This is a genomic window from Streptococcus sp. HPH0090 (assembly GCF_000411475.1).
Classification (GTDB): Bacteria; Bacillota; Bacilli; order Lactobacillales; family Streptococcaceae; genus Streptococcus.
The window spans coordinates 44,630-70,982 of record NZ_KE150464.1; the positions used below are offsets into that span (position 1 = coordinate 44,630).

The following is a 26,353-nucleotide window of genomic DNA, read 5'->3' on the forward strand; positions in this document are numbered from 1 at the left end:
ACAACTTTTCTTACCTCTATTATACGACTTTACACAAAGAAAAGCCCTTAGAAACTTCTGTTCTGAGGACTTTGTCTTCGATCTGAGCTTTAAACATAAAGCTTTTTTGTTTTATCCACTTTTCTCTAAGTAGTTTTTAATGATTTTCAATTCCTCCTGATTCAAGGGTCGATATTGACCTTCTGCTAGGTCGGAATATAATGTAAAATCCCCGAACTGAACTCGTTTGAGGGCAGTGACCTTGACACCAACTGAGAGGAACATTTTCTTGACCTGATGAAATTTCCCTTCAGAGATGGTGATGGTGGCTCGGCTGAGACTAGGGCTTGAAGATAGAATCTCAAGCTGAGCAGGTTTACAGACAGTTCCGTCTAAAAAGACTATCCCATCTTTGAACATTTGGATATGATTAGGAGTCAGTGGTCCATTGACCTCAACTTGATACGTTTTATCCACATGATACTGAGGGTGGAGGAGTTGAAAACCTAAAGGCCCATTGTCTGTCAAGATGAGCAGTCCTGTCGTATCTCGATCCAGACGACCAATGGCATAGAGTTGGTCTGACTGGAGATGTTGAGGAAGGAGGTCCATGACCGTTGGAAGCTTCTTGTCCTTACTTGCAGTTACAACACCATTTGGTTTGTGGAGCATGAGATAGGTGTGTTCATATCCATGAATGTTTTTGTCTTGGAAGACTAATTTTTGGAGTCCCGTGTCAACATTTTGTGCAAGGGAGGTAGCAGGGAGTCCATCAACTAAGATTTCTTTTTTGAAAAGAGCTTGTTTCATGGCTTTTCGACTGATTTTTTCCTGAGCTAATAATTTATCTAAACGCATACCAGCCTATCTTATCACAAGTCAGGATTTTTGAAAAGAAAAGAGAAGTCATGAATTTTCTTTTGAAAACATTTACACTTACTTGAGTTATGCCATTTGCTTAAAATTGTGGTATAATCGTTCAGTTAGAAAATAAATTTGAAATAAATAGAGGAAATCATGACAAAATTAAGAGAAGATATCCGTAATATCGCGATTATCGCCCACGTCGACCACGGGAAAACAACCCTCGTTGACGAATTGTTGAAACAATCTGAAACTCTTGACGCACGTACAGAATTAGCTGAGCGTGCAATGGACTCAAACGATATTGAAAAAGAGCGTGGAATTACTATCCTTGCGAAAAATACAGCCGTTGCCTACAACGGAACTCGTATCAACATCATGGACACACCAGGACACGCGGACTTCGGTGGAGAAGTTGAGCGTATCATGAAAATGGTTGACGGTGTTGTTTTGGTCGTAGATGCCTACGAAGGAACCATGCCACAGACTCGTTTCGTATTGAAAAAAGCCTTGGAACAAGACCTTGTACCGATCGTTGTAGTTAACAAAATCGATAAGCCATCTGCTCGTCCAGCAGAAGTAGTGGATGAAGTTTTGGAACTCTTCATCGAGCTTGGTGCGGATGATGACCAACTTGATTTCCCAGTTGTTTATGCATCAGCGATCAACGGAACATCTTCATTGTCAGATGATCCAGCAGACCAAGAAAAGACTATGGCGCCAATCTTTGACACCATTATCGACCACATCCCAGCTCCAGTTGATAACTCTGATGAGCCACTTCAATTCCAAGTGTCACTTCTTGACTACAACGACTTCGTAGGACGTATCGGTATCGGACGTATCTTCCGTGGTAGTGTCAAGGTTGGGGACCAAGTTACCCTTTCTAAACTTGACGGAACAACCAAAAACTTCCGTGTTACAAAACTCTTTGGTTTCTTTGGTTTGGAACGTCGTGAAATCCAAGAAGCCAAAGCTGGTGATTTGATTGCCGTATCAGGTATGGAAGATATCTTCGTTGGTGAAACCATCACTCCTACAGACGCAGTTGAAGCTCTTCCAGTTCTTCATATTGATGAGCCAACCCTTCAAATGACCTTCTTGGTGAACAACTCACCTTTTGCTGGTCGTGAAGGGAAATGGGTTACTTCACGTAAGGTTGAAGAGCGCCTTCAAGCAGAATTGCAAACAGACGTTTCTCTTCGTGTAGACCCAACGGATTCACCAGATAAATGGACAGTTTCAGGACGTGGGGAATTGCACTTGTCTATCTTGATCGAAACCATGCGTCGTGAAGGATACGAACTCCAAGTATCTCGTCCAGAAGTTATCATCAAAGAAATCGATGGAGTCAAATGTGAACCATTTGAGCGCGTGCAAATCGACACACCAGAAGAATACCAAGGATCTGTTATCCAAAGCCTTTCTGAACGTAAGGGTGAAATGTTGGATATGATTTCAACTGGTAATGGTCAAACTCGTTTGGTCTTCCTAGTTCCTGCGCGTGGTTTGATTGGATACTCAACTGAGTTCTTGTCAATGACTCGTGGTTACGGTATCATGAACCATACCTTCGACCAATACTTGCCATTGATTCCAGGTGAAATCGGTGGACGTCACCGTGGTGCCCTTGTTTCTATCGATACTGGTAAGGCAACAACATACTCAATCATGTCTATCGAAGAACGTGGTACTATCTTTGTCAACCCAGGTACTGAGGTTTACGAAGGAATGATCATCGGTGAAAACTCTCGTGAAAATGACTTGACTGTTAATATCACGAAAGCAAAACAAATGACTAACGTTCGTTCTGCTACTAAGGACCAAACAGCGGTTATCAAGACTCCTCGTATCTTGACACTTGAAGAATCACTTGAGTTCTTGAATGATGATGAGTACATGGAAGTAACGCCTGAATCAATCCGTTTGCGTAAACAAATCCTTAACAAGGCAGAGCGTGAGAAAGCAAACAAAAAGAAAAAATCAGCTGAATAAGAGCTAGAAAGAGATAAAGATGGTCTATTTAATCATAGGGATACTCTTATTACTACTCTATGTATTTGCGACACCTCAAAGTATCAAGGGGACGGTCAATGTTGTAATATTAGTCTTTGGACTTGTTGCCCTCGTAATCTTGTTGCTCTTGTCTGCCCTACAGATTTTCCAACTTCCAGCAGAAATCTTTATTACATTGGGAATGCTGGCTCTTACTTACTTTAGTTTGAGAGACATCAGTCTCATGTCGATTCGAAAGAAGCGAGAAAATTAAATCTATTCATAACAAAAAACTTCTATCAGCAACTGAGTTGCCGATAGAAGTTTTTATTTGTTACTGTTATTGTCAGAATAACGGTTGTAAAAATCGACTTTTATCTGGATAAAGTGTTCTAATTCACGGAAGAGTTGCAAGAGAGTCGCCCGTGTCTCAAACTCTTCTCTTGTTTTAGGGAGGCTACGATTGCGAAATACCTGTAGGTAGCTCTCGATATCATTCAATAAATCGTAGGCTGGATTGGTTTGACTCAGTTGGCTAGCTGTTTTTGAAAAGAGCTGAGCGACAATCAAACTCTCACTAGCAGCTAGTTGGCATGTGTTAATCTGTTGAGCCATATTTCTTAAGATACGCGTTTGTCTTTGTCGCATCTCAAAGTAGTGGATATGATAATCTGTCTGGTGAAAGAGATGGTCAGAATGATCGAGGTAAACTAACTTAAGAGCATCCTCAAGTAGTTGATCAAGTTCATTTACAAGCTGAGCCTGATTACGGCCATCTCCTCTTTTCAGATAGTAAGAAAGCCGTAGAAGAACATCTTTGAGTTTTTCTTCAACAAGAGTATGATAATGTTGAATTTCTTTTTCACGTGAAGGCATATAGAGATTGACCAGAAGTGCAAAGCCAGTACCGATTAGGAAGAGTAAGAGCTCATTCAGTAAAAGTGCTGGTGCTGTTGATTGTTGGATTAAGAGATGGCTAACCAGAACGCTACTAGGAGTGATTCCAATTTCCCATCCGAGTTTATAGGCTAGAGGAACATAGATTACTAAGTAAAGTCCAAAGCTCCAGATATGATAGCCAGTTAGTTGAAAAGCAATGACGCCAACTAGGAGAGCTAGAAGAGTTGAAAAAAGACGATTGCGGGCTAGCTTGATCGTGCTTCTTCGTGTATCAGAGAGACTCAAAATAGCAATGATACCAGATGATACAGCTGAAGATAGTTCAAAAAAGTAGGCTAGTAAACAAGCAAAACAAGTTGCTAGGACTAGTTTAAGAGTGCGTTGTGTGATAGACATAGAATACTTTCCTTGAGATAAATGCTTTAAAGTTTTAGTAGTAGGTGAGGTAGAAAGGTCTATTCCAAGAGAGTTATTGAGAAAGTAATTTGTTCTCCATGTAGTGGTTTGATTATAGTATAAATATGTTTTGAAATCAAGTGAATCTAATAATAGTTTAGGAAGAATGAATATTTATGAAGCCAGACACAACTTCGTTTTGTGGTATAATAATTAGAAAGGAGTTTTACATGCAAGAATTTTTTAAAAGTTATTTTAATAAGCTAGATTTAACAACGGTATTTGAGAATCTTTTAACGAAAGTGATTTCTCTTTTAATTTTATTTGTGCTATTTTACATAGCTAAACAGCTTCTCCATGCAGCTGTCAAGAGAATTGTGAAGCCTTCACTTAAGTATTCAAAGCGTGATGCAGGACGACAAAAGACAATCTCGCGTTTATTAGAAAATATTTTTAATTACACCCTTTATTTCTTTTTAGTCTACTGCATTTTGTCTATCCTAGGACTACCTGTATCCAGTTTACTAGCTGGTGCTGGGATTGCCGGGGTTGCAATTGGTATGGGGGCGCAGGGCTTCTTATCAGATGTTATCAATGGCTTCTTTATTCTCTTTGAACGCCAGTTGGATGTAGGAGATGAAGTTGTTTTGACAAATGGTCCCATTACTGTATCGGGAAAAGTAGTTAGTGTCGGAATTCGAACCACTCAACTAAGAGGTGAAGACCAGGCTCTCCACTTTGTTCCCAACCGTAATATTACTGTGGTCAGCAATTTTTCAAGGAAAGAAGAGAACTGAAATTTTACCTCTTTTATGGTACAATAGAAAGAGTTTGGTAAAGGAGAAACGATGTTTTTAGATGAGCAATTAGGAAATGGTTGTGTTTGGATCAATCTAGATGTAGAAAAAATTAAAAATCTTGAAGATTTATCTGAAATCTACGGATTGGATAAGGAAACCATCGAATATGCGCTGGATAAAAATGAACGTGCCCATATGGATTACAACCGTGAGAATGGGACTGTGACCTTTATCTACAATGTTCTAGACTTAGAAAAGGACAAGGATTACTATGAAGCGATTCCCATGACCTTTATCGTTGAAAACAAACGAATGATTACCATCAGCAACCATAAGAATGCTTATGTCATTGATCAGATGTTAGCTTATCTAGATAGCCATGAGTCACTTTCTATTTACAAATTTCTTTTTGCCAGTTTAGAGATTATCAGTAACGCTTATTATCCTGTCATTGAAGAGATGGATAAAAGTAAGGACGAAATTAGTGCCTTGCTACGTCAAACTACAACAAAGAAAAATCTCTTCGCCCTTTCCGACTTGGAGACTGGTATGGTTTACTTGACAGCAGCAGCAAAACAAAATCGACTCCTCTTGGAACATATCCAGGGCCATGCTCTTTATCGGAGATTTAATGATGTCGAACGAGAGCAGTTTGATGATGCCATGATTGAAGCCCATCAGTTGGTGTCTATGACAGACTTGATTTCTCAAGTCTTGCAACAACTCTCAGCTTCTTACAACAACATCCTAAACAATAACTTGAATGATAGTTTGTCAATTTTGACTATTATCTCCGTCTTACTAGCAGTACTTGCGGTTATTACAGGTTTCTTCGGAATGAATGTTCCTCTACCATTTACAGAAGAGCCAAATGCTTGGATTTATATCTTAATGACTAGCTTGATTTTATGGGTGGCCTTATCTCAATGGCTGAAGAAAATTACTAGAAAATAACAGAAAAGGAGCCAAAATGGTGATTGAAAACTACATGCCAGACTTTGCTGTAGAAGCAGTTTATGATTTGACAGTCCAAAGCCTGAAAAACCAAGGGATCAAAGCTGTTTTGGTGGATTTGGACAACACTCTGATTGCTTGGAATAACCCTGATGGGACTTCAGAGATGAAGCAATGGTTACATGACCTTCGTGATGCTGGTATTCGCATTATCGTAGTGTCCAACAACTCTAAAAAACGAGTTCAACGTGCGGTTGAAAAATTTGGGATTGACTATGTTTATTGGGCTTTGAAGCCCTTTACTTTCGGAATTGACCGCGCCATGAAGGAATTCCACTATGAGAAAAACGAAGTGGTCATGGTTGGGGATCAGCTCATGACGGATATTCGAGCTGCTCACCGAGCAGGGATTCGTTCGATTTTGGTCAAACCCTTGGTCCAGCATGACTCTATCAAAACACAGATTAACAGAGCTCGTGAGCGCCGTGTTATGAAACAAATCACTGAAAAGTACGGGCCTATCACATATAAAAAAGGAATCTAACTATGGAAGAAATTCTCTGTATTGGTTGTGGAGCAACCATTCAGACGACAGATAAGACCGGTCTAGGCTTTACACCTCAGTCAGCACTCGAAAAAGGTTTGGAAACTGGTGAAGTTTATTGCCAACGTTGTTTCCGTCTTCGTCATTACAATGAAATCACAGATGTGCAGTTGACGGATGATGATTTCCTCAAACTCTTGCACGAGGTAGGAGACAGTGATGCCTTAGTAGTGAACGTTATCGATATCTTTGACTTTAATGGCTCTGTTATCCCAGGATTGCCTCGCTTTGTATCAGGCAATGATGTTCTCTTGGTTGGAAACAAAAAAGACATCCTTCCTAAGTCTGTTAAGCCTGGTAAGATTAGCCAATGGCTGATGGAACGTGCCCATGAGGAGGGTCTTCGTCCAGTCGATGTCGTCCTGACTTCAGCCCAAAACAAGCATGCTATCAAGGAAGTCATTGATAAAATTGAGCACTATCGTAAGGGTCGTGACGTCTATGTAGTTGGGGTTACCAATGTTGGGAAATCAACTCTTATCAACGCAATTATCCAGGAAATTACGGGTGACCAGAACGTCATCACAACATCACGTTTCCCAGGGACAACCTTAGATAAGATTGAGATTCCGCTTGATGACGGATCTTATATCTATGATACACCGGGGATTATTCACCGTCATCAGATGGCTCACTACTTGACGGATAAAAACCTCAAGTATGTCAGTCCTAAAAAGGAAATCAAACCAAAAACCTATCAGTTAAACCCTGAACAAACTCTGTTTTTAGGTGGATTGGGACGCTTTGACTTTATTGCAGGAGAAAAGCAAGGTTTCACAGCCTTCTTTGACAATGAACTCAAACTTCATCGTACCAAACTGGAGGGAGCTAGTGTTTTTTACGACAAGCACCGGGGAACTCTTCTCACACCACCAAATAGCAAGGAAAAAGAAGATTTTCCAAAACTAGTCCAACATGTCTTTACTATCAAGGATAAGACTGACTTAGTTATCTCAGGACTAGGCTGGATTCGTGTAACAGGAACTGCTAAAGTCGCCGTCTGGGCACCAGAAGGCGTCGCAGTCGTCACACGAAAAGCCATTATTTAAACACAGAAAGGAAAGAGTTATATATAAAGGCGAGCATTGCGAGCCCATAACGAATACTTTTCGCCGTGGTGGCAGTTGGTACAAGAAATTGTACCAACAACGGAAAATCTGAGACCTTAGGCTCAGATTTTAGTCATGAAAGTCCGAAGGACTTTGCTGACGTCCGTCACCACTTCAGAAAAGTATAAAAACTCTTTTAAAGAAAATATGTCATTAACATCAAAACAACGTGCCTTCCTCAACAGCCAGGCACATACCCTCAAACCCATCATCCAAATCGGGAAAAATGGTCTCAACGACCAAATTAAAACAAGTGTTCGTCAGGCTCTTGACGCTCGTGAATTGATCAAGGTTACTCTCTTGCAAAACACAGATGAGAATATCCACGAAGTAGCTGAAATCTTGGAAGAAGAAATCGGTGTGGACACAGTTCAAAAAATCGGACGCATCTTGATTTTGTATAAACAATCCAGCAAGAAAGAAAATCGCAAGATTTCTAAAAAAGTTAAAGAAATCTAAGAATGACACTCCCAAAAACTGTTTTTACAGAAGAGTAAAGGAGATTAACCTATGGCAATCGAATTATTAACTCCCTTTACGAAAGTGGAGTTAGAGCCAGAAATCAAGGATAAAAAACGGAAACAAGTCGGTATTTTAGGAGGGAATTTTAATCCCGTTCATAATGCCCATCTGATTGTTGCAGATCAAGTGCGCCAACAGTTGGGATTGGATCAGGTTCTGCTCATGCCCGAATACCAACCACCTCACGTAGATAAAAAAGAAACCATTCCTGAGCACCATCGCCTCAAGATGTTAGAATTGGCGATTGATGGGATTGAAGGTCTGGCTATTGAGACCATCGAGCTAGATCGTAAGGGTATTTCTTACACCTACGACACCATGAAGCTTCTAACAGAGAAGAATCCAGACACAGATTACTATTTCATTATCGGTGCAGATATGGTAGACTATCTGCCTAAATGGTACCGAATTGATGAGTTGGTGGAACTAGTTCAGTTTGTAGGGGTTCAACGTCCGCGTTACAAGGCAGGGACTTCTTACCCAGTTATCTGGGTGGATGTACCTCTTATGGATATTTCATCCAGCATGGTGCGTGATTTCATTGTCCAAGGACGCACACCTAACTTTCTCCTACCTAAGCCTGTATTAGACTATATCGAGAAAGAAGGACTTTACTAATGGCATATCAGGACTATATCAACTGTTCCCGTGAGGAATTATTGAAAAAAATGGCAGAGCTTCTACCTGAGAAGCGTTTGACCCATTGTTTGGGTGTAGAGCACGCAGCCATTGAACTTGCAGAACGATTCGGAGTGGATGCCGAGAAAGCAGGTCTAGCAGGTCTCCTTCATGACTATGCTAAAAAGTTGTCAGACCAGGAATTTCTAGACTTGATTGACCGTTATCAGCTAGATCCTGACCTCAAAAACTGGGGTAATAATGTTTGGCATGGTATGGTCGGTATCTACAAAATTCAAGAAGATTTGAACTTGCAAGACTCTGAAATTCTGCGTGCAATAGAAATCCATACAGTAGGAGCGAGTCAGATGACGGACCTTGACAAGGTTATCTACGTCGCAGACTATATCGAGCACAATCGTGCCTTTCCAGGAGTGGATGAGGCGCGTGAAATTGCTGAACTATCGCTAAATAAGGCGGTGGCCTACGAAACAGCTCACACAGTAGAGCATTTAGCTTACCAAGGATTTCCCATCTACCCCCAAACCCTTGAAACCTATAACGCCTATGTGCACTATTTGAAAGAGGACTAAATGAAGACGGCTTTTATAATCATTGATGTTCAGAATATTTTAGTGGAAACTGGGTTTCAGACAAAAAGTCTATTGGAAAAAATTTCTTATTTACAAAACCAGGCTAGAAGCAAGAATATCGAAATTATCTATGTTCAACATATTGAGAACTCTGAAGCTCAAACATCAGAAGATTGGCAGTTATCTGAGCTTTTAAGTCGAAAACCTAATGAAAAGGTCTTTCAGAAGAAGTATAACAGTATTTTCAAAGAAACTGGTTTAAAAGAATACTTGGATAAACAGGGGATTGAAAAATTAGTTTTATGTGGTATGCAGACAGAATATTGTGTGGATACCTCTGTCAAGGTTGCCTTTGAATATGGCTATCAGCTTATTATTCCAGAAGGAACTTGCACAACGTTTGATGGCGATGACATTCCAGCAGAAACGATAAATGAATTTTATGAGGGCATTTGGGAGGGGCGCTTTGCAGATGTCCTAGATTACAAACATATTTTCTAGAAAGAGGAATAAATGAACGAAAAAGAATTACTAGAACTAGTCGTGAAAGCGGCTGATGAGAAACGCGCGGAGGATATCCTCGCGCTTGACGTACAAGAATTGACCAGTGTGACAGACTACTTTGTCATTACTAGCTCTATGAACAGTCGTCAGTTGGATGCTATCGCAGACAATATTCGTGAAAAAGTAGCTGAAGCAGGCTTTAAAGGTAGCCATGTCGAAGGCGATGCAGCTGGTGGCTGGGTTTTGCTAGACCTTGGTGGCGTTGTTGTGCATATCTTCTCAGAAGAAATGCGTGCCCACTATAATCTAGAAAAACTCTGGCATGAGGCGGATTCTGTAGATATTTCAGAGACCTTAGCATAGGAGATGAACTCAGTTGCAGTCAACTGGGTTTTATTTGCTTATTTTAGAAAAATTGATTGAAAGGTAAAGGGCGAGTGGTGTTTGCCAGGGACGCTCTTTGTAACTTAATTATGGCTACTTATGAAACTTTTGCGGCTGTTTACGATGCAGTCATGGATGATAGTTTATATGACAAATGGACGGACTTTTCCCTCCGTCATCTGCCTAAGACTAAGGAGAGAAAGAGACTCTTGGAATTGGCTTGTGGGACAGGGATTCAGTCTGTGCGCTTTTCTCAAGCTGGTTTTGATGTGACAGGATTAGACCTGAGTGCTGATATGCTGAAAATTGCTGAGAAGAGAGCGGCTTCAGCCAAACAAAAGATTGATTTTATTGAAGGCAATATGCTGGATTTATCCAAGGCTGGTAAATACGACTTTGTGACTTGCTATTCGGACTCTATCTGCTATATGCAGGACGAGGTGGAAGTAGGGGATGTCTTTAAAGAAGTTTATGATGCTCTTAATGAGGACGGAGTCTTTATCTTTGATGTGCATTCGACCTACCAAACTGATGAGGTTTTCCCAGGTTATTCTTATCATGAAAATGCGGAAGATTTTGCCATGCTCTGGGATACCTATGAGGATGCAGCACCACATTCTATCGTCCATGAGTTGACTTTCTTTGTCAAGGAAGCAGACGGTTCCTTTAGTCGTCATGATGAAGTGCATGAGGAGCGCACTTACGAGGTCTTAACCTATGATATTCTGCTTGAGCAGGCTGGTTTCAAGTCTTTTAAACTCTTTGCGGACTTTGAAGACAAGGAGCCAACAGAGACTAGTACCCGTTGGTTTTTCGTCGCACAGAAGTAGGAGATTACCATGACCATTACAGGTATTATCGCAGAGTTCAATCCTTTTCATAATGGCCACAAATACCTGCTGGATCAGGCGGAAGGACTGAAAATCGTTGCCATGTCTGGGAATTTTGTTCAACGTGGCGAACCTGCTATTGTGGACAAGTGGACACGGGCTCAAATGGCACTAGAGAATGGGGCGGATTTAGTTGTAGAATTGCCCTTTTTAGTCAGTGTCCAAGCGGCGGACTTTTTTGGTCAAGGTGCAGTGGCTATCTTGGCTCGTTTGGGGATGGATACCCTAGCCTTTGGGACAGAAGAAGTTCTGGATTACCAGCAAATTGCTAACCTATATACAGAACGTGGTCAAGAGATGGAACTCTTCATGGAAAACTTACCGGATTCTCTTTCCTACCCTCAGAAAACCCAAGCCATGTGGAAGGAATTTGCAGGTCTTGATTTTTCTGGTGATACGCCCAATCATGTCCTTGCACTTGCCTATGCTAAAGCGGTAGCAGGGCGAAAGATCAAGCTTCATCCAATTCAACGTCAGGGAGCAGGTTACCATTCTGTGGACAAGAATGTGGACTTTGCCTCAGCGACAGCTCTTCGTCAGCACCAATCAGACCAGAATTTTCTAGAGCGCTTTATGCCTTCTGTTGCCCTTTTTGCAAATGCTAGCAAGGTAAGCTGGGAAGATTATTACCCTTTGCTTCGCTACCAAATCTTGTCAAATCCTGACCTAACCACTATCTATCAGGTCAATCAGGAAATGGAGGTGCGCATTAGGGAGGCTATCAAAATGGCGCAAACTATGGAAGAATTAGTCGAGGCGGTTGCTACCAAACGATACACAAAAGCACGAGTTAGACGACTCTTGACTTATATCTTGGTACAAACCAGAGAGAGTGACTTGCCAGAAGCCATTCATATCCTTGGATTTACCGAAAAAGGTAGGCAACATCTCAAGTCTCTGAAAGAGCAGGTCCATTTAGTCAGTCGAATCGGTAAAGAGCCCTGGGATGTCATGACTCAAAAGGCAGACCAGATCTACCAACTAGGACACCCAAGTATCGAAGAACAAAATTTTGGCAGAGTGCCAATCAGAATCGAAACAAACTAAGTCTACTGAAAGGTAGGCTTTTTACTTATTTTTTTGTAAAAAATTCTATAAAAGATTGGGTTCGTTAAAGAAGCCTATTTTACTAGGGAAAATAACAATTTTAACTCAAAAAATGACCAAAATATCTTCCATTTAAGGTTTGTTAAAAATAGTTTTTTGTGGTAAAATGTATAGGAATGCATGTCATTCGGATAAACAAATAAATTGAGGTAAAAACATGGAAATTATGGCGATTGTTATAGTTGTTTTTGCCGTCATCATTGGTTTAGTCATTGGATATGTCAGCATCTCAGTCAAGATGAAATCATCACAAGAGGCTGCAGAGTTGATGCTTTTAAATGCTGAACAAGAAGCAACTAATTTACGAGGACAAGCTGAACGCGAAGCGGATTTATTACTCAATGAAGCTAAAAGCGAAAGCAAATCCCTTAAAAAAGAAGCACTATTGGAGGCTAAAGAGGAAGCCAGAAAATACCGCGAAGAAGTGGACGCTGAATTTAAGTCAGAGCGTCAAGAACTCAAGCAAATCGAAAGTCGTTTGACGGAGAGAGCTACGAGCCTTGACCGTAAAGACGATAATTTGACGAACAAAGAAAAAACACTTGAACAAAAAGAACAAAGTATTTCTGATAGAGCAAAAAACCTTGATGCACGTGAAGAGCAACTAGAAGAAATTGAAAAGCAAAAGCAAGCTGAACTTGAGCGTGTCGGAAGTCTGACACAATCAGAGGCAAAAGATATTATCTTAGCTCAGACAGAGGAAGACTTGAGCAAGGAAATTGCTAGCCGCATTCGTGAGGCGGAGCAAGAAGTCAAGGAACGTTCTGATAAGCTTGCTAAGGATATTCTGTCCCAAGCCATGCAGAGAATTGCTGGTGAGTATGTAGCTGAGTCTACCAACTCAACTGTTCATCTGCCTGATGATACCATGAAAGGTCGTATCATTGGTCGTGAAGGTCGTAATATTCGTACTTTTGAAAGTTTGACAGGGGTTGATGTCATCATTGATGATACGCCAGAAGTGGTAACCTTGTCAGGTTTTGATCCTATCCGCCGTGAGATTGCCCGTATGACGATGGAAACCTTGCTTAAGGATGGACGTATTCACCCAGCTCGTATCGAAGAGTTGGTTGAGAAAAACCGTCAAGAAATTGATAACCGTATTCGTGAATATGGTGAAGCTGCTGCCTATGAAATTGGTGCACCAAACCTTCACCCAGACTTGATGAAGATCATGGGTCGCTTACAGTTCCGTACTTCATACGGACAAAATGTCTTGCGACACTCAATCGAAGTGGCTAAGTTGGCTGGTATCATGGCTAGCGAACTTGGTGAAAATGCAGCTCTTGCCCGTCGTGCAGGATTCCTTCACGATATCGGTAAAGCCATTGACCGTGAAGTAGAAGGTAGCCACGTTGAGATTGGTACTGAATTGGCTCGCAAGTACAAAGAGCATCCAGTCGTGATTAACACGATTGCTAGTCACCACGGAGATGTAGAGCCTGAAAGTGTGATTGCAGTTCTCGTTGCTGCAGCGGACGCCTTAAGCGCAGCCCGTCCAGGAGCTCGTAGCGAATCGCTTGAAAGCTACATCAAACGTCTCCATGATTTAGAAGAAATTGCTAATAGCTTTGAAGGAGTTCAAAATAGCTTTGCCCTTCAAGCTGGTCGTGAAATCCGCATCATGGTAAACCCAGGTCAAATCAAGGACGATAAGGTCACAATTTTGGCTCACAAAGTTCGTGAGAAAATTGAAAGTAATCTCGATTACCCAGGAAATATCAAGGTAACCGTGATTCGTGAACTTCGTGCAGTTGATTATGCAAAATAAATAAGAAAGAGCAGTTGAAAAATTACTGCTTTTTTGTTACACTAGATAGAAAGATTGTAGTATGCAGAAATGGCTTTACATAGTGAATTCAGATGAATTTTCGAGGCATTTCACAAACTATCCAAAGGAGACATCATGGCAGACCGTGGCTTACTAATCGTTTTTTCAGGTCCTTCAGGAGTTGGAAAAGGAACGGTTAGACGAGAAATTTTTGAGAGTTCTGAAAATCAATTCCAATATTCTGTATCTATGACAACACGGGCTCAACGTCCAGGTGAAGTAGACGGAGTTGACTATTTCTTCCGTACACGTGAAGAATTTGAAGAATTGATCCGTCAAGGACAGATGTTAGAGTATGCAGAGTATGTAGGTAACTACTACGGAACTCCTCTGACCTATGTCAATGAAACCCTTGATAAGGGGATTGACGTCTTCCTTGAAATTGAAGTGCAGGGAGCTCTTCAGGTCAAGAAAAAAGTTCCAGACGCAGTCTTTATCTTTTTGACACCACCAGATTTGGAAGAATTGCAAGATCGTCTCGTAGGCCGTGGTACCGATAGCGCAGAAGTGATTGCCCAGCGTATCGAAAAAGCCAAAGAAGAAATTGCTTTGATGCGTGAATATGACTATGCTATTGTCAATGATCATGTTCCTCTTGCTGCAGAACGTGTCAAACGTGTGATTGAAGCAGAACATTTCCGGGTCGATCGTGTCATCGGTCACTACCAGGATATGCTACCAAAGTCTCCAACTATTCGATAAACTATAGAAAACAGGTACAAACAAATGATGCTTAAACCCTCTATTGATACCTTGCTTGACAAGGTACCATCAAAATATTCACTCGTCATCTTGGAAGCAAAACGTGCTCACGAATTAGAAGCTGGAGCAACTCCAACGCAAGAATTCAAATCTGAAAAATCTACACTTCGTGCCTTGGAAGAAATTGAATCAGGGAATGTAACCATCCACCCAGATCCAGAAGGGAAACGCGAAGCTGTTCGTCGTCGTATCGAAGAAGAAAGACGATTGAGAGAAGAAGAAGAAAAGAAAATCAAAGAGCAAATCGCGAAAGAAAAAGAAGAAGGTGAAAAAATTTAAGGTTGGGGGGACTCAATCTTATTTTTTCTATTGCAAGAATACTCAATCAATTGAAACGATTTAAGTAAAGAAGGAGGTGAGGATATGGCTATTGCAAAAATCATTGTGGATGTTCCCTTGATGCAGACGGACCAACCATACAGTTATAAGGTCCCTGAGGAATTTGTAGACATGCTGGAAGTTGGTATGCGGGTTCATGTGCCTTTTGGGAAGGCCAATCGCTTGATTCAGGGAATTGTTCTTGGAATGGAACAAGAATCGGAAATGGCAGATGATGACTTGAAAGAAATTGCTGAGGTGCTGGATTTTTCTCCTGTCTTAACGGAGGAACAACTCTGGTTGGCTGAAGAACTACGTAAGTCAGTTTTTTCATACAAGATTTCTATTCTAAAAGCTATGCTTCCAGGATTTTTAAATTCTAGCTATGATAAAATCCTCTATCCTCTGGAAGGCTTGAGTCAGGAGGACAAGGAACGTTTATTCGGTTCGCAAGAGTCTCTAGCATTTTCATCTCTAGATTTAGAAAAGCAGGCTGAGATGATGCGATTGACTCGAAAAGGTCTTTTAAAACTAGAGTACCAGGCTGTGGATCAGAAGAAAGTTAAGACACAGTCTTGGGTTGAAGTGAATCTTGATAAATTAGAAAATCTAGAAATCTCAAATCGTGCCAAGAAGAAATTGGAGTTGCGAGATTATTTATTAGTACATCCTGAAACAGTTCCTTTGGCTGATTTGTTAGAACATTACTCACGCGAACAAGTTAACTTCTTTGTGGAACATGGTGCTGTTACCATCGTTCAAAAGGAAGTCCAACGCTCAGCTGCCTACTTTGAAGGAATTGAATCCAGTCAATCTTTAGAGTTAAATCCAGAGCAAAAACAAGCCTGTGAGGCGGTTGTTGGAGCGATTGGGAAAGAGCATCCTCCATTTCTTCTACAAGGAATTACAGGAAGTGGGAAAACGGAGGTGTACTTGCAGATTATCCAAGGAGCCTTGGATATGGGGAAAACAGCTATCGTTTTAGTCCCAGAAATCTCTCTGACACCTCAAATGACAGAGCGTTTCATTGCTCGTTTTGGTGATAAAGTAGCGATTCTCCATTCAGGTTTGTCCAATGGTGAAAAGTACGACGAATGGCGCAAGGTGGAGCGAGGAGAAGCCCAAGTAGTTGTTGGTGCTAGGTCTGCCATTTTTGCACCTTTGAAAAATCTAGGGGTAATCATTATCGATGAGGAGCACGAGGCTAGCTACAAGCAAGACAGCAATCCTCGTTACCATGCTAGAGATGTGGCTCTTTTACGTGCCCAGTACAATCAAGCTGCCCTAGTCCTTGGTTCTGCAACACCAAGTCTAGAAAGTCGTGCGCGTGCTGGCAAGGGTGTTTATCAACATCTACGTCTGACTCAACGTGCCAATCCTTTAGCAAGCATTCCTGAAGTTCAACTGATTGACTTCCGTGATTACATCGGACAAAATGAAACGTCGAACTTTACACCACCTCTGATTGAGGCCATTCAAAATCGATTGGATAAAAAAGAGCAGGTTGTTCTCATGCTCAATCGCCGTGGTTATTCTAGCTTTGTCATGTGTCGGGAATGTGGGACCGTGGATACCTGTCCGAATTGTGATATTTCCTTGACTCTCCACATGGATACCAAAACCATGAACTGCCATTACTGTGGCTTTTCTAAGGAAATTCCACATGTCTGTCCAAACTGTCAGAGTCACAGCATTCGTTATTACGGGACGGGGACTCAAAAGGCCTACGATGAGCTGGCCGAACTTTTTCCAGATGCACGTATTCTGCGCATGGATGTGGATACAACTCGCAAAAAGGGTAGTCACCAAGCCTTGCTTGACCAGTTTGGAAAAGGGGAAGTGGATATTTTACTTGGCACCCAGATGATTGCCAAGGGCTTGGATTTTCCAAATGTAACCTTGGTTGGTGTTCTTAATGCGGATACAGCCTTGAATCTGCCTGATTTTCGTTCTTCTGAGAGAACCTTCCAACTCTTGACCCAGGTAGCCGGTCGTGCCGGTCGTGCTGAAAAGGCAGGTCAGGTATTGATTCAGTCCTACAATCCTAATCATTATGCTATTCGTTTTGCCAAGGATCAGGATTATGAAGGTTTCTATGCCTATGAAATGGGCATCAGACGTCAGTTGGGTTATCCGCCTTATTATTTCACTATTGGGATCACCTTGTCTCATAAGAAAGAAGAAGAGGTTCTTAGAAGAGCTTATGAGGTCATGGAAATTTTGCGGTCAGGTTTGTCGGATGCTAGTATCATCCTTGGTCCAACGCCTAAACCTATCGCTCGTACTCATAACCTCTATCACTACCAAATATTGATTAAATACCGTTTAGAAGATGAGTTGGCTTCGACCCTTAATCGGGTCTTGGCCCTAACTCAAGAGCGTGAAAACAGTGAGCTTCGTCTCAGTATTGATCACGAACCGCAGCAATTTTTGTAAAAAGGAGAAAAGATGACAAAACTAATCTTTATGGGAACTCCCAATTTTTCAGCAACTGTTTTGAAGGGACTTTTGACAGATGATCGCTACGAGATTGTAGCTGTTGTAACACAACCAGATCGCGCAGTTGGGCGTAAAAAAGTCATCCAAGAAACCCCTGTCAAACAAGCAGCCAAAGAGGCAGGACTTCCTATTTACCAACCTGAAAAATTATCGGGTAGTCCAGAAATGGAAGCCATCATGAATTTGGGAGCTGATGGGATTGTAACAGCAGCTTTTGGACAATTTCTCCCAAGTAAACTCCTTGATAGCATGGATTTTGCAGTCAATGTTCATGCTTCGCTTCTTCCAAAGCACCGTGGTGGAGCTCCTATCCATTATGCCTTGATTCAAGGTGATGAAGAAGCAGGAGTAACCATTATGGAAATGGTCAAGGAAATGGATGCAGGGGACATGATTTCTCGTCGCAGTATTCCCATTACTGATGAGGATAATGTTGGAACTTTGTTCGAAAAATTGGCCATTGTTGGGCGTGATTTGCTTTTGGATACTCTACCTGCTTATATAGCTGGTGAAATTCAGCCTCAACCGCAAGATCCAAGCCAAGTAACTTTCTCACCAAATATCAAACCTGAGGAGGAAAAACTGGACTGGAACAAGACCAACCGTCAACTTTTCAACCAAATCCGTGGGATGAATCCATGGCCAGTTGCTCATACCTTCCTAAAAGGAGAACGTTTCAAAATCTATGAAGCCCTACCTGTAGAAGGTCAGGGGAATCCGGGTGAGATACTCTCCATCGGTAAGAAAGAATTGATTGTCGCAACAGCAGAAGGAGCTCTATCTCTCAAACAGGTTCAACCAGCTGGGAAACCTAAAATGGACATTGCTTCCTTCCTCAACGGTGTTGGACGAAGTTTGGCTGTAGGAGAACGATTTGGTGACTAAAGTAGAAACGGCTAGAAACTTAGCCTTAAAGGTGCTAGAGGATGTCTTTGTCAATCAAGCCTACTCCAATATCGCCTTAAATAAACACCTTAAGGGAAGTCAACTGTCAGCAACTGACAAAGGCTTAGTGACAGAGCTTGTTTATGGAACCGTAGCTCGTAAACTAACTTTAGAATGGTATTTGTCTCACTTTATTGAGGATAGAGACAAGCTAGACAGCTGGCTCTATGTTTTGCTTCTCATGAGCATCTATCAACTCCAATACTTGGATAAGCTTCCTGATCATGCAGTGGTCAATGAAGCGGTGGAGCTGGCTAAACTTCGTAAAAAAGGTAGCGAAAAATTGGTCAATGCTGTTTTGCGCCGTATATTGCGAGAAGGTTTGCCAGATATTGCCAGTATCAAGCGTAAAAACAAGCGTGATTCTATCGCCTACTCTTTGCCAGTGTGGTTAGTTTCTAAGCTCAAGGAAGAGTATGGAGAAGAGCGAGCGCAAGCGATTTTTGAGAGTCTTTTGCAACGCAATAAGGCCAGTATCCGTGTGACAGATTTGAGCCGAAAAGAGGCAATTAAAGCTCTGCTTGATGCAAGTGATTCTGATTTATCGGCTTCTGGTCTGGTCAAGGAGCAGGGGCATTTTGCGGGTCTTGACTTATTTTCGGAAGGACTTATTACTATCCAGGATGAGTCTAGTCAACTGGTTGCTCCAACTCTTGATTTACAAGGAGAGGAGCAGGTTTTGGATGCTTGTGCAGCTCCAGGTGGGAAAACAGCCCATATGGCCTCTTATCTAACGACAGGTCAGGTAACAGCTCTGGATCTCTACAATCATAAACTCACTTTGATACAAGAGAATGCGGAGCGTCTAGGTGTAGCGGACCGTGTTCAAACACAAAAATTGGATGCCCGAAAGGTTCACGAGTTTTTTGGTAAGAATCAATTTGATAAGATTCTTGTTGATGCCCCTTGCTCAGGGATTGGTCTATTGCGTCGGAAACCAGATATCAAATACAACAAAGACACTGCTGATTTCGCGTCATTACAGGAAATTCAGTTGGAAATATTAGGTAGTGTTTGTCAAACGCTACGTAAAGGTGGTATAATAACTTATAGTACCTGCACTATTGTCTCTGAGGAGAACTTTCAAGTGGTTCAAGCATTTTTAGAAAGTCATCCAGAGTTCGAGCAGGTTAAACTAGAACACGAATGCAAGGATATCCTAAAAGATGGCTGCATCCTCATTACTCCAGAATTGTACGGAAGTGATGGATTCTTTATTAGCCAATTTCGTAAGATATCCAATTAGGAAGGAACTGACACAATGGAGATTTCATTATTAACAGATGTGGGTCAGAAACGTACAAATAATCAAGACTATGTCAATCTTTTTGTCAACCGTGCCGGTCGTACGATGATTATCTTGGCTGACGGGATGGGAGGACATCGAGCGGGTAATATTGCCAGTGAGATGGCAGTTACGGACTTAGGTGTTGCCTGGGTAGATACTCAGATCGATACCGTGAATGAAGTTCGTGAATGGTTTGCGGAACACCTAGAAATTGAAAATCAAAAAATTTATCAATTGGGGCGTGATGAAGCATATAAAGGGATGGGTACAACTCTAGAAGCCCTTGCAATCATTGATAACCAAGCCATCTATGCTCATATTGGTGATTCTCGTATTGGCTTGGTTCGTGGAGAAGAGTACCACCAATTAACGAGTGATCATTCATTAGTCAATGAGTTGCTCAAGGCAGGTCAATTAACACCTGAAGAAGCTGAAGCGCATCCGCAAAAAAATATCATCACCCAGTCTATTGGACAAAAAGATGAGATTCAACCTGATTTAGGGATCATGAGCTTGGAACCGGGTGACTATATCGTTATAAATAGTGATGGTCTAACCAACATGATTTCTGGTAGCGAAATCTATGATATCGTGACAAGTGATATTTCGCTTGATGACAAGGCGGCAACCTTAGTACGTTTTGCAAACAATGCTGGAGGGCTTGACAACATCACGGTTGCCTTGATTGCGATTGAGGAGGAATCAAAATGATCCAGATCGGCAAGATATTTGCCGGACGATATCGGATTATCAAACAAATTGGCCGTGGAGGAATGGCAGATGTCTACCTGGCCAAAGATTTGATTCTTGATGGGGAAGAGGTTGCTGTGAAGGTCCTAAGGACCAACTATCAGACGGACCCTATCGCTGTTGCACGTTTTCAGCGTGAAGCGCGTGCGATGGCAGACCTAGATCATCCTCATATCGTTCGAATTACGGATATCGGTGAAGAAGACGGTCAACAGTACCTAGCTATGGAATATGTAGCTGGGCTTGACCTCAAACGCTATATCAAAGAACACTACCCTCTATCAAACGAGGAAGCTGTTCGTATCATGGGTCAAATTCTCTTGGCGATGCGTTTAGCACATGCAAAGGGGATTATTCACCGAGATTTAAAACCTCAAAATATACTCTTGACTCCTGATGGAACTGCAAAAGTGACTGACTTTGGGATTGCAGTGGCCTTTGCGGAAACCAGTTTGACACAGACCAATTCCATGTTGGGTTCTGTTCATTATCTATCACCTGAGCAGGCGCGTGGTTCTAAAGCGACCATACAGAGTGATATTTATGCAATGGGAATTATCTTTTTCGAAATGTTGACAGGTCATATTCCTTATGATGGTGATAGTGCTGTGACCATTGCACTTCAACATTTCCAAAAACCACTTCCTTCTGTCATTGCTGAAAATCCATCAGTACCACAATCCTTGGAAAACGTAGTTATAAAAGCGACAGCTAAAAAGTTAACAGACCGTTATCAAACTGTTTCAGAAATGTATGTTGACTTATTGAGCAGCCTTTCTTATAACCGTCGAAATGAACCAAAGTTAGTATTTGAAGATACGAGTAAAGTTGATACAAAAACTTTACCGAAAATGTCACAGTCTACCTTAACAGCGATTCCTAAAGTGCAACCGAAGGAAGAAGCTCCACAGAGCCAAAATCCGGCTAAAAAGGCACCGGGTAAAGAAGCTGTTGCAAAACCAGTCAAGAAGCGTCGTTTTAAAGCGAGATATTTGGTGCTTTTAGCCAGCTTTATACTTGTTTTAGCTTCTCTCTTTTGGATTGTATCGAAAACACCAGCAACTGTTGAAATTCCAAATGTTGCAGGACAAACTGTAGCTGAAGCTAAGGAAAAACTTAAAAAAGCTAATTTTGAAATTGGTGAAGAGAAGTCTGAAGCTAGTGATACAGTAGAAGAAGGCCGAGTTATTCGAACGGATCCAGATGCTGGTTCAGCTCGCAAGGAAGGGACTAAAGTCAATCTCATTATCTCTTCAGGTCAGCAATCGTTTAAGATTGGAAACTATGTTGGACGCAAATCTACGGACGTCATAGCAGAACTGAAAGGGAAAAAAGTTCCTGAAAATCTCATCAAGGTTGTAGAAGAAGAATCAAGTGAAACAGAGGCAGGACTTGTTATGAGACAGAGTCTGCCAGAAGGAACCACTTATGATCTTAGTAAGGCGACAGAGATTACCTTGACAGTAGCCAAGAAGGTAACTAGCGTTCCTATGCCAAGTTATATTGGATCAAGTCTTGAATTTACTAAGAATAACTTGATTCAGATAGTTGGTGTAAAAGAAGCTAATATTGAAGTGGTAGAGGTCTCTACAGCTCCAGAAGGAACTGCTGAGGAAACTGTTGTCAGTCAGAGTCCAAAACCAGGTGAAGGTGTAGATTTGAATACAACTCGTATCAAGATTTCTATCTATAAACCGAAAACAACTACAACAACAAATCCATCACAAGGGAACCCTTATCGTGGAGAAACATCTCCACAGATTAGAGAACCACAGACTAATCAAACTACCACAACTTCAGATATCCATCAAGGTGAGAACTAATCAATCTTTGTCACAGTTTTTGTGGCAAAGATTTTTTTTCCTTAAAATTTATGATAAAATAAAAGGAGTTTAAAAAGGAGGGGAACATGGACGAATCAAAAAAACTGAATGCAGTCATTGATGTCATTATGTTAGCAGGTACAATTCTGCTTCGTAATGGTTCTGAAATCTATCGTGTCGAAGACACCATGATTCGAATTGCTCATTCACAAGGCATCATGGATTGTAATGTTTTGGCCATGCCTGCAGCTATTTTTTTCTCCATTGAAAATACAAATATCTCTCGAATGAAACGAGTAACCTCCTCTGCCTATAATATTGAGAAGGTGTGTGATGTCAACCAGATTTCACGGCAACTTGTATCGGGACAGCTTGATTTGGAGACAGCCTTTATCCAATTAAAGGAATTGAATGCCAAGGCATCTCCCTACACCAATGTTCAGCTAACTGCTGCAGCGACCCTTAGTGCTCCCTTCTTCTCTATCATGTTCGGGGGGAATGTCTACGATGCCATTGGTGCAGGAGTAGCAACCATATTTGCTTTCACCTTTTCTCTTTACGTAGAAAAATTTATTCGTATTCCCTTTATGACAGCTTTTGCAGGTGCTCTTGTTTTTGGTTTGATTGCACAATTTTGGGCTCGCTATTCTGGCTTTCCTTCGACAGCCGATTTGGTCATTGCAGGTGCGGTCATGCCATTTGTACCTGGAATTGCTCTGACCAATGCTGTTCGAGATATTATGACCAATCACATTAACTCTGGTATGAGCAAGATGTTTGAATCCTTGCTGGTTACCCTTGCCTTAGGGGCAGGCACCTCTGTCGCCCTCCTACTCATGAACTAATATGACTCTAACAACATTTTTATTGCAGGCTTTAGCTAGTCTGTTAGCTATTATTACTTTTTTAATCGTTTTAAACGTTCAACGTTCTATGCTCATTCCTGGTGGAGTTTTGGGAATGTCAATCTGGTTGCTCTATCTAATACTCAAGGAGCCAACTAATGTTATTTTGGCGACCTTTATTGCCGCTGTAATTGGTTCTTGTATCAGCCAGATTATGAGTATTATCTACAAAACACCAGCCGTTGTTTTTACTTTAGCCATCTTGGCTCCGCTGGTACCAGGGTATCTATCTTATCGAACGACTTCATTCTTTGTGACAGGCGACTATAGAAACGCCATTACCAGTGCAATGTTAGTCATGATGCTGGCCCTTGTTATCTCTATAGGAATGGCAAGTGGGACAGTTGTTCTGAAGATGTATTATTATCTCAAAAAGAATCGAGCCAGCTAAGTCTCGATTTTTTCGTGGGTAGAGTGGCTGAAAGAACATGAGTATGACGATAGAAATGAACTTGATTTGGGGAATCAAGTCTTTTTTCGCTCATTTGACCTCAATTATGATAAAATAGAGGTGAACGAATTTTTACAATGAATGATAAAAATAGAGGTAAATATGACAATCGGTATTGATAAGATTGGTTTTGCGACCAGTCAATACGTTTTGAAATTACAAGATTTAGCAGAAGCTCGAGGGACTGATCCTGAAAAATTGAGTAAAGGACTCCTTTTAAAAGAATTGAGTATTGCTCCTTTAACAGAGGATATTGTTACCTTGGCTGCCAGTGCAGGAAATTCTATCCTGACTGAAGAAGAGAAACAAGAGATTGATATGGTTATCGTAGCGACAGAATCTGGAGTCGATCAAAGTAAGGCGGCTGCGGTTTTTGTACACGGTCTACTTGGAATTCAACCTTTTGCTCGTAGTTTTGAAATCAAAGAAGCTTGCTATGGTGCAACTGCGGCCCTTCACTATGCTAAGTTACACGTAGAAAATTCTCCTAAATCAAAAGTCTTGGTACTTGCTAGTGATATTGCAAAATATGGTGTCGAAACTCCTGGGGAACCAACTCAAGGAGCAGGTTGTGTTGCCATGTTGATTAGTCAAGATCCGCGTGTTATGATTTTCAACAATGACAACGTTGCGCAAACTCGTGATATTATGGACTTTTGGCGTCCAAATTATTCAACGACACCATTTGTCAATGGAGTCTACTCAACGCAGCAGTATCTTGATAGTTTAAAAACAACTTGGTCAGAGTATCAAAAGCGTTATGACTGTAGCTTGAAAGACTTTGAAGCTATTTGTTTCCACTTGCCATATCCGAAACTAGCTCTTAAGGGATTGAAAAAAATTCTCGATAAATCTCTATCTCAAGAGAAAAAGGATTTATTCCAAAAACACTTTGATGAATCAATTGTTTATAGCCAAAAGGTTGGGAATATCTATACGGGTTCACTCTTTTTAGGGCTTTTGTCTCTTCTTGAAAACTCTGATAGTCTCAAGGCAGGAGACAAGATTGCTCTCTACAGCTACGGAAGTGGTGCTGTTTCTGAGTTCTTCAGTGTGGAACTGGTTGAAGGATACGAGAAACAGTTACAGAAAAATCGTCTAGAGCTGATAGATCAACGTCAAGCTTTGACTGTTGCGGACTATGAACGAATCTTTTTTGAGGAAACAAACTTGGATGAGACAGGTTCTGCAACCATGTCAGGTTATGAAGGACAAGACTATGCTCTGGTTGAGATTGTAGAACACCAACGTCGCTACAGCAAGGTTGAAAAATAATGAAAAAAAATTGGAATGGATTTGCTAAAAAATCAATTCAAGAGCGCCTTGAGTTCGTTAAGTCTCAGGCGCTTACTTCTATGGAAGCCCAAGAAAGTCTTGAGCAAAATGAAAATCTTAGTATAGCAGTTGCGGACCAACTGAGTGAAAATGTAGTGGGGACTTTCTCACTACCCTACTCAGTAGTGCCAGAAGTACTGGTAAATGGTCAAGAGTACACCGTTCCTTATGTGACCGAAGAGCCATCTGTCGTTGCTGCGGCTAGTTTTGCTAGTAAGATTATCAAACGTGCGGGTGGCTTTACTGCTCAGGTTCATCAACGCCAAATGATTGGTCAAGTAGCTCTTTATCAGGTTCCAGATAGGGATAAAGCATGTCAGGCTATTTTGAGTCAGAAGGCAGAGCTACTCGAGCAAGCAAACCAAGCCTATCCATCTATTGTCAAACGTGGTGGTGGAGCCAGAGAGCTAACAGTTGAGAAAATTTCTGGTGAGGCTGACTTTTTAGTGGTTTATCTTCATGTGGATACTCAGGAAGCCATGGGAGCTAATATGCTCAATACCATGCTTGAGGCTTTAAAACCAAGCTTAGAGGCTCTAAGTCAAGGGCAAAGTTTAATGGGAATCTTATCCAACTATGCCACAGATTCTCTAGTAACTGCAACTTGTCGGATTGCCTTTCGTTATTTGAGTCGCCAAAAGGATGAAGCGCGTGAACTAGCAGAAAAAATGGTTTTAGCCAGCCAGTTTGCTCAAGCAGATCCTTATCGAGCAGCTACTCACAATAAAGGAATTTTTAATGGGATCGATGCCCTCTTGATTGCGACTGGAAATGACTGGCGTGCCATTGAATCGGGAGCGCATGCCTATGCCAGTCATGATGGTTCCTATCGAGGTCTCAGTCGTTGGACGATGGATTTGGGAACAGAAGAGCTAATAGGAGAGCTGACTATGCCGATGCCAGTTGCTACCAAGGGTGGATCAATTGGTCTCAATCCTCGAGTCGTCCTCAGCCATGAGTTGCTAGGTCACCCATCTGCCAAAGAATTGGCTCAAATTATCGTTTCAATTGGTCTCGCCCAAAACTTTGCAGCCCTTAAGGCTTTGGTCAGTACAGGGATTCAGCATGGACACATGAAACTTCAAGCGAAGTCTCTAGCCCTCCTTGCAGGAGCTACAGAGGTAGAAGTGCCTAAGTTGGTAGAAAGCTTGATTGCTGAAAAAACCTTTAATTTAGAAAAAGCCCAAACTCTTCTGAAAAACTTAAGATCATAAGAAAAACTCAGAC

At 41.5% G+C, this 26,353-nt stretch carries 27 protein-coding genes; 25 read left to right on the forward strand and 2 right to left on the reverse strand.

Going from position 1 to position 26,353, the window contains the following annotated elements; all coding sequences use genetic code 11:
• Positions 1 to 111: 111 nt before the first annotated feature.
• Positions 112 to 837, reverse strand: coding sequence for a pseudouridine synthase (locus HMPREF1481_RS02290; RefSeq protein ID WP_016465494.1), 726 nt, complete (start codon positions 835 to 837; stop codon positions 112 to 114).
• Positions 838 to 996: 159 nt separating this feature from the next.
• Here HMPREF1481_RS02290 and typA point away from each other — a divergent pair, with 159 nt between their 5' ends.
• Complete coding sequence (gene typA, locus HMPREF1481_RS02295; RefSeq protein ID WP_016465495.1) at positions 997 to 2,838, forward strand: translational GTPase TypA; 1,842 nt, start codon at positions 997 to 999, stop codon at positions 2,836 to 2,838.
• Between the two features lie 19 nt (positions 2,839 to 2,857).
• Positions 2,858 to 3,112 carry a DUF3165 family protein gene (locus HMPREF1481_RS02300; RefSeq protein WP_004251425.1) on the forward strand — a complete coding sequence of 85 codons (255 nt, stop codon included), beginning with the start codon at positions 2,858 to 2,860 and terminating at the stop codon, positions 3,110 to 3,112.
• A 53-nt stretch (positions 3,113 to 3,165) separates the two neighbouring features.
• Here the strand turns inward: HMPREF1481_RS02300 and HMPREF1481_RS02305 are convergent, their stop codons facing one another.
• Entirely contained in the window at positions 3,166 to 4,134 is a 969-nt protein-coding gene (locus HMPREF1481_RS02305) for an aromatic acid exporter family protein (RefSeq protein ID WP_016465496.1), read from the reverse strand.
• Between the two features lie 230 nt (positions 4,135 to 4,364).
• Here HMPREF1481_RS02305 and HMPREF1481_RS02310 point away from each other — a divergent pair, with 230 nt between their 5' ends.
• The 23 genes from HMPREF1481_RS02310 (at position 4,365) to HMPREF1481_RS02420 (ending at position 26,340) form a co-directional block, all read left to right on the forward strand.
• Positions 4,365 to 4,931: a mechanosensitive ion channel family protein gene (locus HMPREF1481_RS02310; RefSeq protein WP_016465497.1), complete on the forward strand. Its 567-nt coding sequence runs from the start codon at positions 4,365 to 4,367 to the stop codon at positions 4,929 to 4,931.
• Positions 4,932 to 4,982: 51 nt separating this feature from the next.
• Entirely contained in the window at positions 4,983 to 5,888 is a 906-nt protein-coding gene (locus HMPREF1481_RS02315) for a magnesium transporter CorA family protein (protein WP_016465498.1), read from the forward strand.
• A 16-nt stretch (positions 5,889 to 5,904) separates the two neighbouring features.
• A complete protein-coding gene (locus tag HMPREF1481_RS02320) occupies positions 5,905 to 6,432 on the forward strand; it encodes a YqeG family HAD IIIA-type phosphatase (protein ID WP_016465499.1) in 528 nt (175 codons plus the stop codon).
• 2 nt (positions 6,433 to 6,434) lie between these two features.
• A complete protein-coding gene (gene yqeH, locus HMPREF1481_RS02325; protein WP_016465500.1) occupies positions 6,435 to 7,541 on the forward strand; it encodes a ribosome biogenesis GTPase YqeH in 1,107 nt (368 codons plus the stop codon).
• A gap of 207 nt (positions 7,542 to 7,748) precedes the next feature.
• Entirely contained in the window at positions 7,749 to 8,060 is a 312-nt protein-coding gene (gene yhbY, locus HMPREF1481_RS02330; protein WP_000060171.1) for a ribosome assembly RNA-binding protein YhbY, read from the forward strand.
• A 51-nt stretch (positions 8,061 to 8,111) separates the two neighbouring features.
• The gene (locus HMPREF1481_RS02335; RefSeq protein ID WP_016465501.1) at positions 8,112 to 8,741 is read left to right on the forward strand and encodes a nicotinate-nucleotide adenylyltransferase; all 630 of its coding nucleotides are present in this window, start codon (positions 8,112 to 8,114) and stop codon (positions 8,739 to 8,741) included.
• The gene (yqeK, locus tag HMPREF1481_RS02340; RefSeq protein ID WP_016465502.1) at positions 8,741 to 9,334 is read left to right on the forward strand and encodes a bis(5'-nucleosyl)-tetraphosphatase (symmetrical) YqeK; all 594 of its coding nucleotides are present in this window, start codon (positions 8,741 to 8,743) and stop codon (positions 9,332 to 9,334) included. Before HMPREF1481_RS02335 ends, yqeK begins: the two co-directional genes overlap by 1 nt.
• Complete coding sequence (locus tag HMPREF1481_RS02345) at positions 9,335 to 9,835, forward strand: cysteine hydrolase family protein (protein ID WP_016465503.1); 501 nt, start codon at positions 9,335 to 9,337, stop codon at positions 9,833 to 9,835.
• A gap of 12 nt (positions 9,836 to 9,847) precedes the next feature.
• Complete coding sequence (rsfS, locus tag HMPREF1481_RS02350; RefSeq protein WP_016465504.1) at positions 9,848 to 10,201, forward strand: ribosome silencing factor; 354 nt, start codon at positions 9,848 to 9,850, stop codon at positions 10,199 to 10,201.
• A gap of 110 nt (positions 10,202 to 10,311) precedes the next feature.
• Positions 10,312 to 11,052, forward strand: a complete 741-nt coding sequence (locus tag HMPREF1481_RS02355) for a class I SAM-dependent DNA methyltransferase (protein WP_025173248.1) — start codon at positions 10,312 to 10,314, stop codon at positions 11,050 to 11,052.
• A gap of 9 nt (positions 11,053 to 11,061) precedes the next feature.
• The gene (locus tag HMPREF1481_RS02360; protein ID WP_016465506.1) at positions 11,062 to 12,159 is read left to right on the forward strand and encodes a nucleotidyltransferase; all 1,098 of its coding nucleotides are present in this window, start codon (positions 11,062 to 11,064) and stop codon (positions 12,157 to 12,159) included.
• Between the two features lie 217 nt (positions 12,160 to 12,376).
• Positions 12,377 to 13,990, forward strand: a complete 1,614-nt coding sequence (locus HMPREF1481_RS02365; protein WP_016465507.1) for a ribonuclease Y — start codon at positions 12,377 to 12,379, stop codon at positions 13,988 to 13,990.
• 135 nt (positions 13,991 to 14,125) lie between these two features.
• Complete coding sequence (gmk, locus tag HMPREF1481_RS02370) at positions 14,126 to 14,752, forward strand: guanylate kinase (protein WP_000775049.1); 627 nt, start codon at positions 14,126 to 14,128, stop codon at positions 14,750 to 14,752.
• 24 nt (positions 14,753 to 14,776) lie between these two features.
• Entirely contained in the window at positions 14,777 to 15,091 is a 315-nt protein-coding gene (rpoZ, locus tag HMPREF1481_RS02375) for a DNA-directed RNA polymerase subunit omega (RefSeq protein ID WP_004251389.1), read from the forward strand.
• A gap of 84 nt (positions 15,092 to 15,175) precedes the next feature.
• The gene (locus HMPREF1481_RS02380) at positions 15,176 to 17,566 is read left to right on the forward strand and encodes a primosomal protein N' (RefSeq protein WP_016465508.1); all 2,391 of its coding nucleotides are present in this window, start codon (positions 15,176 to 15,178) and stop codon (positions 17,564 to 17,566) included.
• A gap of 12 nt (positions 17,567 to 17,578) precedes the next feature.
• Positions 17,579 to 18,514 (forward strand): methionyl-tRNA formyltransferase, encoded by a 936-nt coding sequence (fmt, locus tag HMPREF1481_RS02385; protein ID WP_016465509.1) that lies wholly within the window; start codon positions 17,579 to 17,581, stop codon positions 18,512 to 18,514.
• Positions 18,507 to 19,820 (forward strand): 16S rRNA (cytosine(967)-C(5))-methyltransferase RsmB, encoded by a 1,314-nt coding sequence (gene rsmB / locus HMPREF1481_RS02390; protein WP_016465510.1) that lies wholly within the window; start codon positions 18,507 to 18,509, stop codon positions 19,818 to 19,820. Before fmt ends, rsmB begins: the two co-directional genes overlap by 8 nt.
• A gap of 15 nt (positions 19,821 to 19,835) precedes the next feature.
• The gene (locus HMPREF1481_RS02395) at positions 19,836 to 20,573 is read left to right on the forward strand and encodes a Stp1/IreP family PP2C-type Ser/Thr phosphatase (protein WP_016465511.1); all 738 of its coding nucleotides are present in this window, start codon (positions 19,836 to 19,838) and stop codon (positions 20,571 to 20,573) included.
• Positions 20,570 to 22,435 carry a Stk1 family PASTA domain-containing Ser/Thr kinase gene (gene pknB / locus HMPREF1481_RS02400; protein ID WP_016465512.1) on the forward strand — a complete coding sequence of 622 codons (1,866 nt, stop codon included), beginning with the start codon at positions 20,570 to 20,572 and terminating at the stop codon, positions 22,433 to 22,435. The genes HMPREF1481_RS02395 and pknB overlap by 4 nt, the downstream gene beginning before the upstream one ends.
• A gap of 86 nt (positions 22,436 to 22,521) precedes the next feature.
• Positions 22,522 to 23,280 carry a threonine/serine exporter family protein gene (locus HMPREF1481_RS02405; RefSeq protein WP_016465513.1) on the forward strand — a complete coding sequence of 253 codons (759 nt, stop codon included), beginning with the start codon at positions 22,522 to 22,524 and terminating at the stop codon, positions 23,278 to 23,280.
• 1 nt (position 23,281) lies between these two features.
• Complete coding sequence (locus tag HMPREF1481_RS02410; RefSeq protein WP_016465514.1) at positions 23,282 to 23,731, forward strand: threonine/serine exporter family protein; 450 nt, start codon at positions 23,282 to 23,284, stop codon at positions 23,729 to 23,731.
• 162 nt (positions 23,732 to 23,893) lie between these two features.
• On the forward strand, positions 23,894 to 25,066 hold the full coding sequence (locus HMPREF1481_RS02415; protein WP_016465515.1) for a hydroxymethylglutaryl-CoA synthase: 1,173 nt from the start codon (positions 23,894 to 23,896) through the stop codon (positions 25,064 to 25,066).
• A complete protein-coding gene (locus tag HMPREF1481_RS02420) occupies positions 25,066 to 26,340 on the forward strand; it encodes a hydroxymethylglutaryl-CoA reductase, degradative (protein ID WP_016465516.1) in 1,275 nt (424 codons plus the stop codon). Before HMPREF1481_RS02415 ends, HMPREF1481_RS02420 begins: the two co-directional genes overlap by 1 nt.
• The last annotated feature ends 13 nt before the right edge of the window (positions 26,341 to 26,353 follow it).

Excerpts from the sequence above, each read along its gene's own strand:
- HMPREF1481_RS02310 (WP_016465497.1), top strand. The coding sequence starts at position 4,365 with ATGCAAGAATTTTTTAAAAGTTATTTTAATAAGCTAGATTTAACAACG.
- HMPREF1481_RS02355 (WP_025173248.1), top strand. The coding sequence starts at position 10,312 with ATGGCTACTTATGAAACTTTTGCGGCTGTTTACGATGCAGTCATGGAT.
- HMPREF1481_RS02420 (WP_016465516.1), top strand. The coding sequence starts at position 25,066 with ATGAAAAAAAATTGGAATGGATTTGCTAAAAAATCAATTCAAGAGCGC.
- HMPREF1481_RS02415 (WP_016465515.1), top strand. The coding sequence starts at position 23,894 with ATGACAATCGGTATTGATAAGATTGGTTTTGCGACCAGTCAATACGTT.
- HMPREF1481_RS02300 (WP_004251425.1), top strand. The coding sequence starts at position 2,858 with ATGGTCTATTTAATCATAGGGATACTCTTATTACTACTCTATGTATTT.
- HMPREF1481_RS02320 (WP_016465499.1), top strand. The coding sequence starts at position 5,905 with ATGGTGATTGAAAACTACATGCCAGACTTTGCTGTAGAAGCAGTTTAT.
- HMPREF1481_RS02380 (WP_016465508.1), top strand. The coding sequence starts at position 15,176 with ATGGCTATTGCAAAAATCATTGTGGATGTTCCCTTGATGCAGACGGAC.
- yhbY (WP_000060171.1), top strand. The coding sequence starts at position 7,749 with ATGTCATTAACATCAAAACAACGTGCCTTCCTCAACAGCCAGGCACAT.
- HMPREF1481_RS02405 (WP_016465513.1), top strand. The coding sequence starts at position 22,522 with ATGGACGAATCAAAAAAACTGAATGCAGTCATTGATGTCATTATGTTA.
- HMPREF1481_RS02315 (WP_016465498.1), top strand. The coding sequence starts at position 4,983 with ATGTTTTTAGATGAGCAATTAGGAAATGGTTGTGTTTGGATCAATCTA.
- HMPREF1481_RS02290 (WP_016465494.1), bottom strand. The coding sequence starts at position 837 with ATGCGTTTAGATAAATTATTAGCTCAGGAAAAAATCAGTCGAAAAGCC.
- HMPREF1481_RS02335 (WP_016465501.1), top strand. The coding sequence starts at position 8,112 with ATGGCAATCGAATTATTAACTCCCTTTACGAAAGTGGAGTTAGAGCCA.
- gmk (WP_000775049.1), top strand. The coding sequence starts at position 14,126 with ATGGCAGACCGTGGCTTACTAATCGTTTTTTCAGGTCCTTCAGGAGTT.
- HMPREF1481_RS02305 (WP_016465496.1), bottom strand. The coding sequence starts at position 4,134 with ATGTCTATCACACAACGCACTCTTAAACTAGTCCTAGCAACTTGTTTT.
- rsfS (WP_016465504.1), top strand. The coding sequence starts at position 9,848 with ATGAACGAAAAAGAATTACTAGAACTAGTCGTGAAAGCGGCTGATGAG.
- fmt (WP_016465509.1), top strand. The coding sequence starts at position 17,579 with ATGACAAAACTAATCTTTATGGGAACTCCCAATTTTTCAGCAACTGTT.
- HMPREF1481_RS02360 (WP_016465506.1), top strand. The coding sequence starts at position 11,062 with ATGACCATTACAGGTATTATCGCAGAGTTCAATCCTTTTCATAATGGC.
- HMPREF1481_RS02395 (WP_016465511.1), top strand. The coding sequence starts at position 19,836 with ATGGAGATTTCATTATTAACAGATGTGGGTCAGAAACGTACAAATAAT.
- yqeH (WP_016465500.1), top strand. The coding sequence starts at position 6,435 with ATGGAAGAAATTCTCTGTATTGGTTGTGGAGCAACCATTCAGACGACA.
- rpoZ (WP_004251389.1), top strand. The coding sequence starts at position 14,777 with ATGATGCTTAAACCCTCTATTGATACCTTGCTTGACAAGGTACCATCA.
- typA (WP_016465495.1), top strand. The coding sequence starts at position 997 with ATGACAAAATTAAGAGAAGATATCCGTAATATCGCGATTATCGCCCAC.
- yqeK (WP_016465502.1), top strand. The coding sequence starts at position 8,741 with ATGGCATATCAGGACTATATCAACTGTTCCCGTGAGGAATTATTGAAA.
- HMPREF1481_RS02365 (WP_016465507.1), top strand. The coding sequence starts at position 12,377 with ATGGAAATTATGGCGATTGTTATAGTTGTTTTTGCCGTCATCATTGGT.
- pknB (WP_016465512.1), top strand. The coding sequence starts at position 20,570 with ATGATCCAGATCGGCAAGATATTTGCCGGACGATATCGGATTATCAAA.
- HMPREF1481_RS02410 (WP_016465514.1), top strand. The coding sequence starts at position 23,282 with ATGACTCTAACAACATTTTTATTGCAGGCTTTAGCTAGTCTGTTAGCT.
- HMPREF1481_RS02345 (WP_016465503.1), top strand. The coding sequence starts at position 9,335 with ATGAAGACGGCTTTTATAATCATTGATGTTCAGAATATTTTAGTGGAA.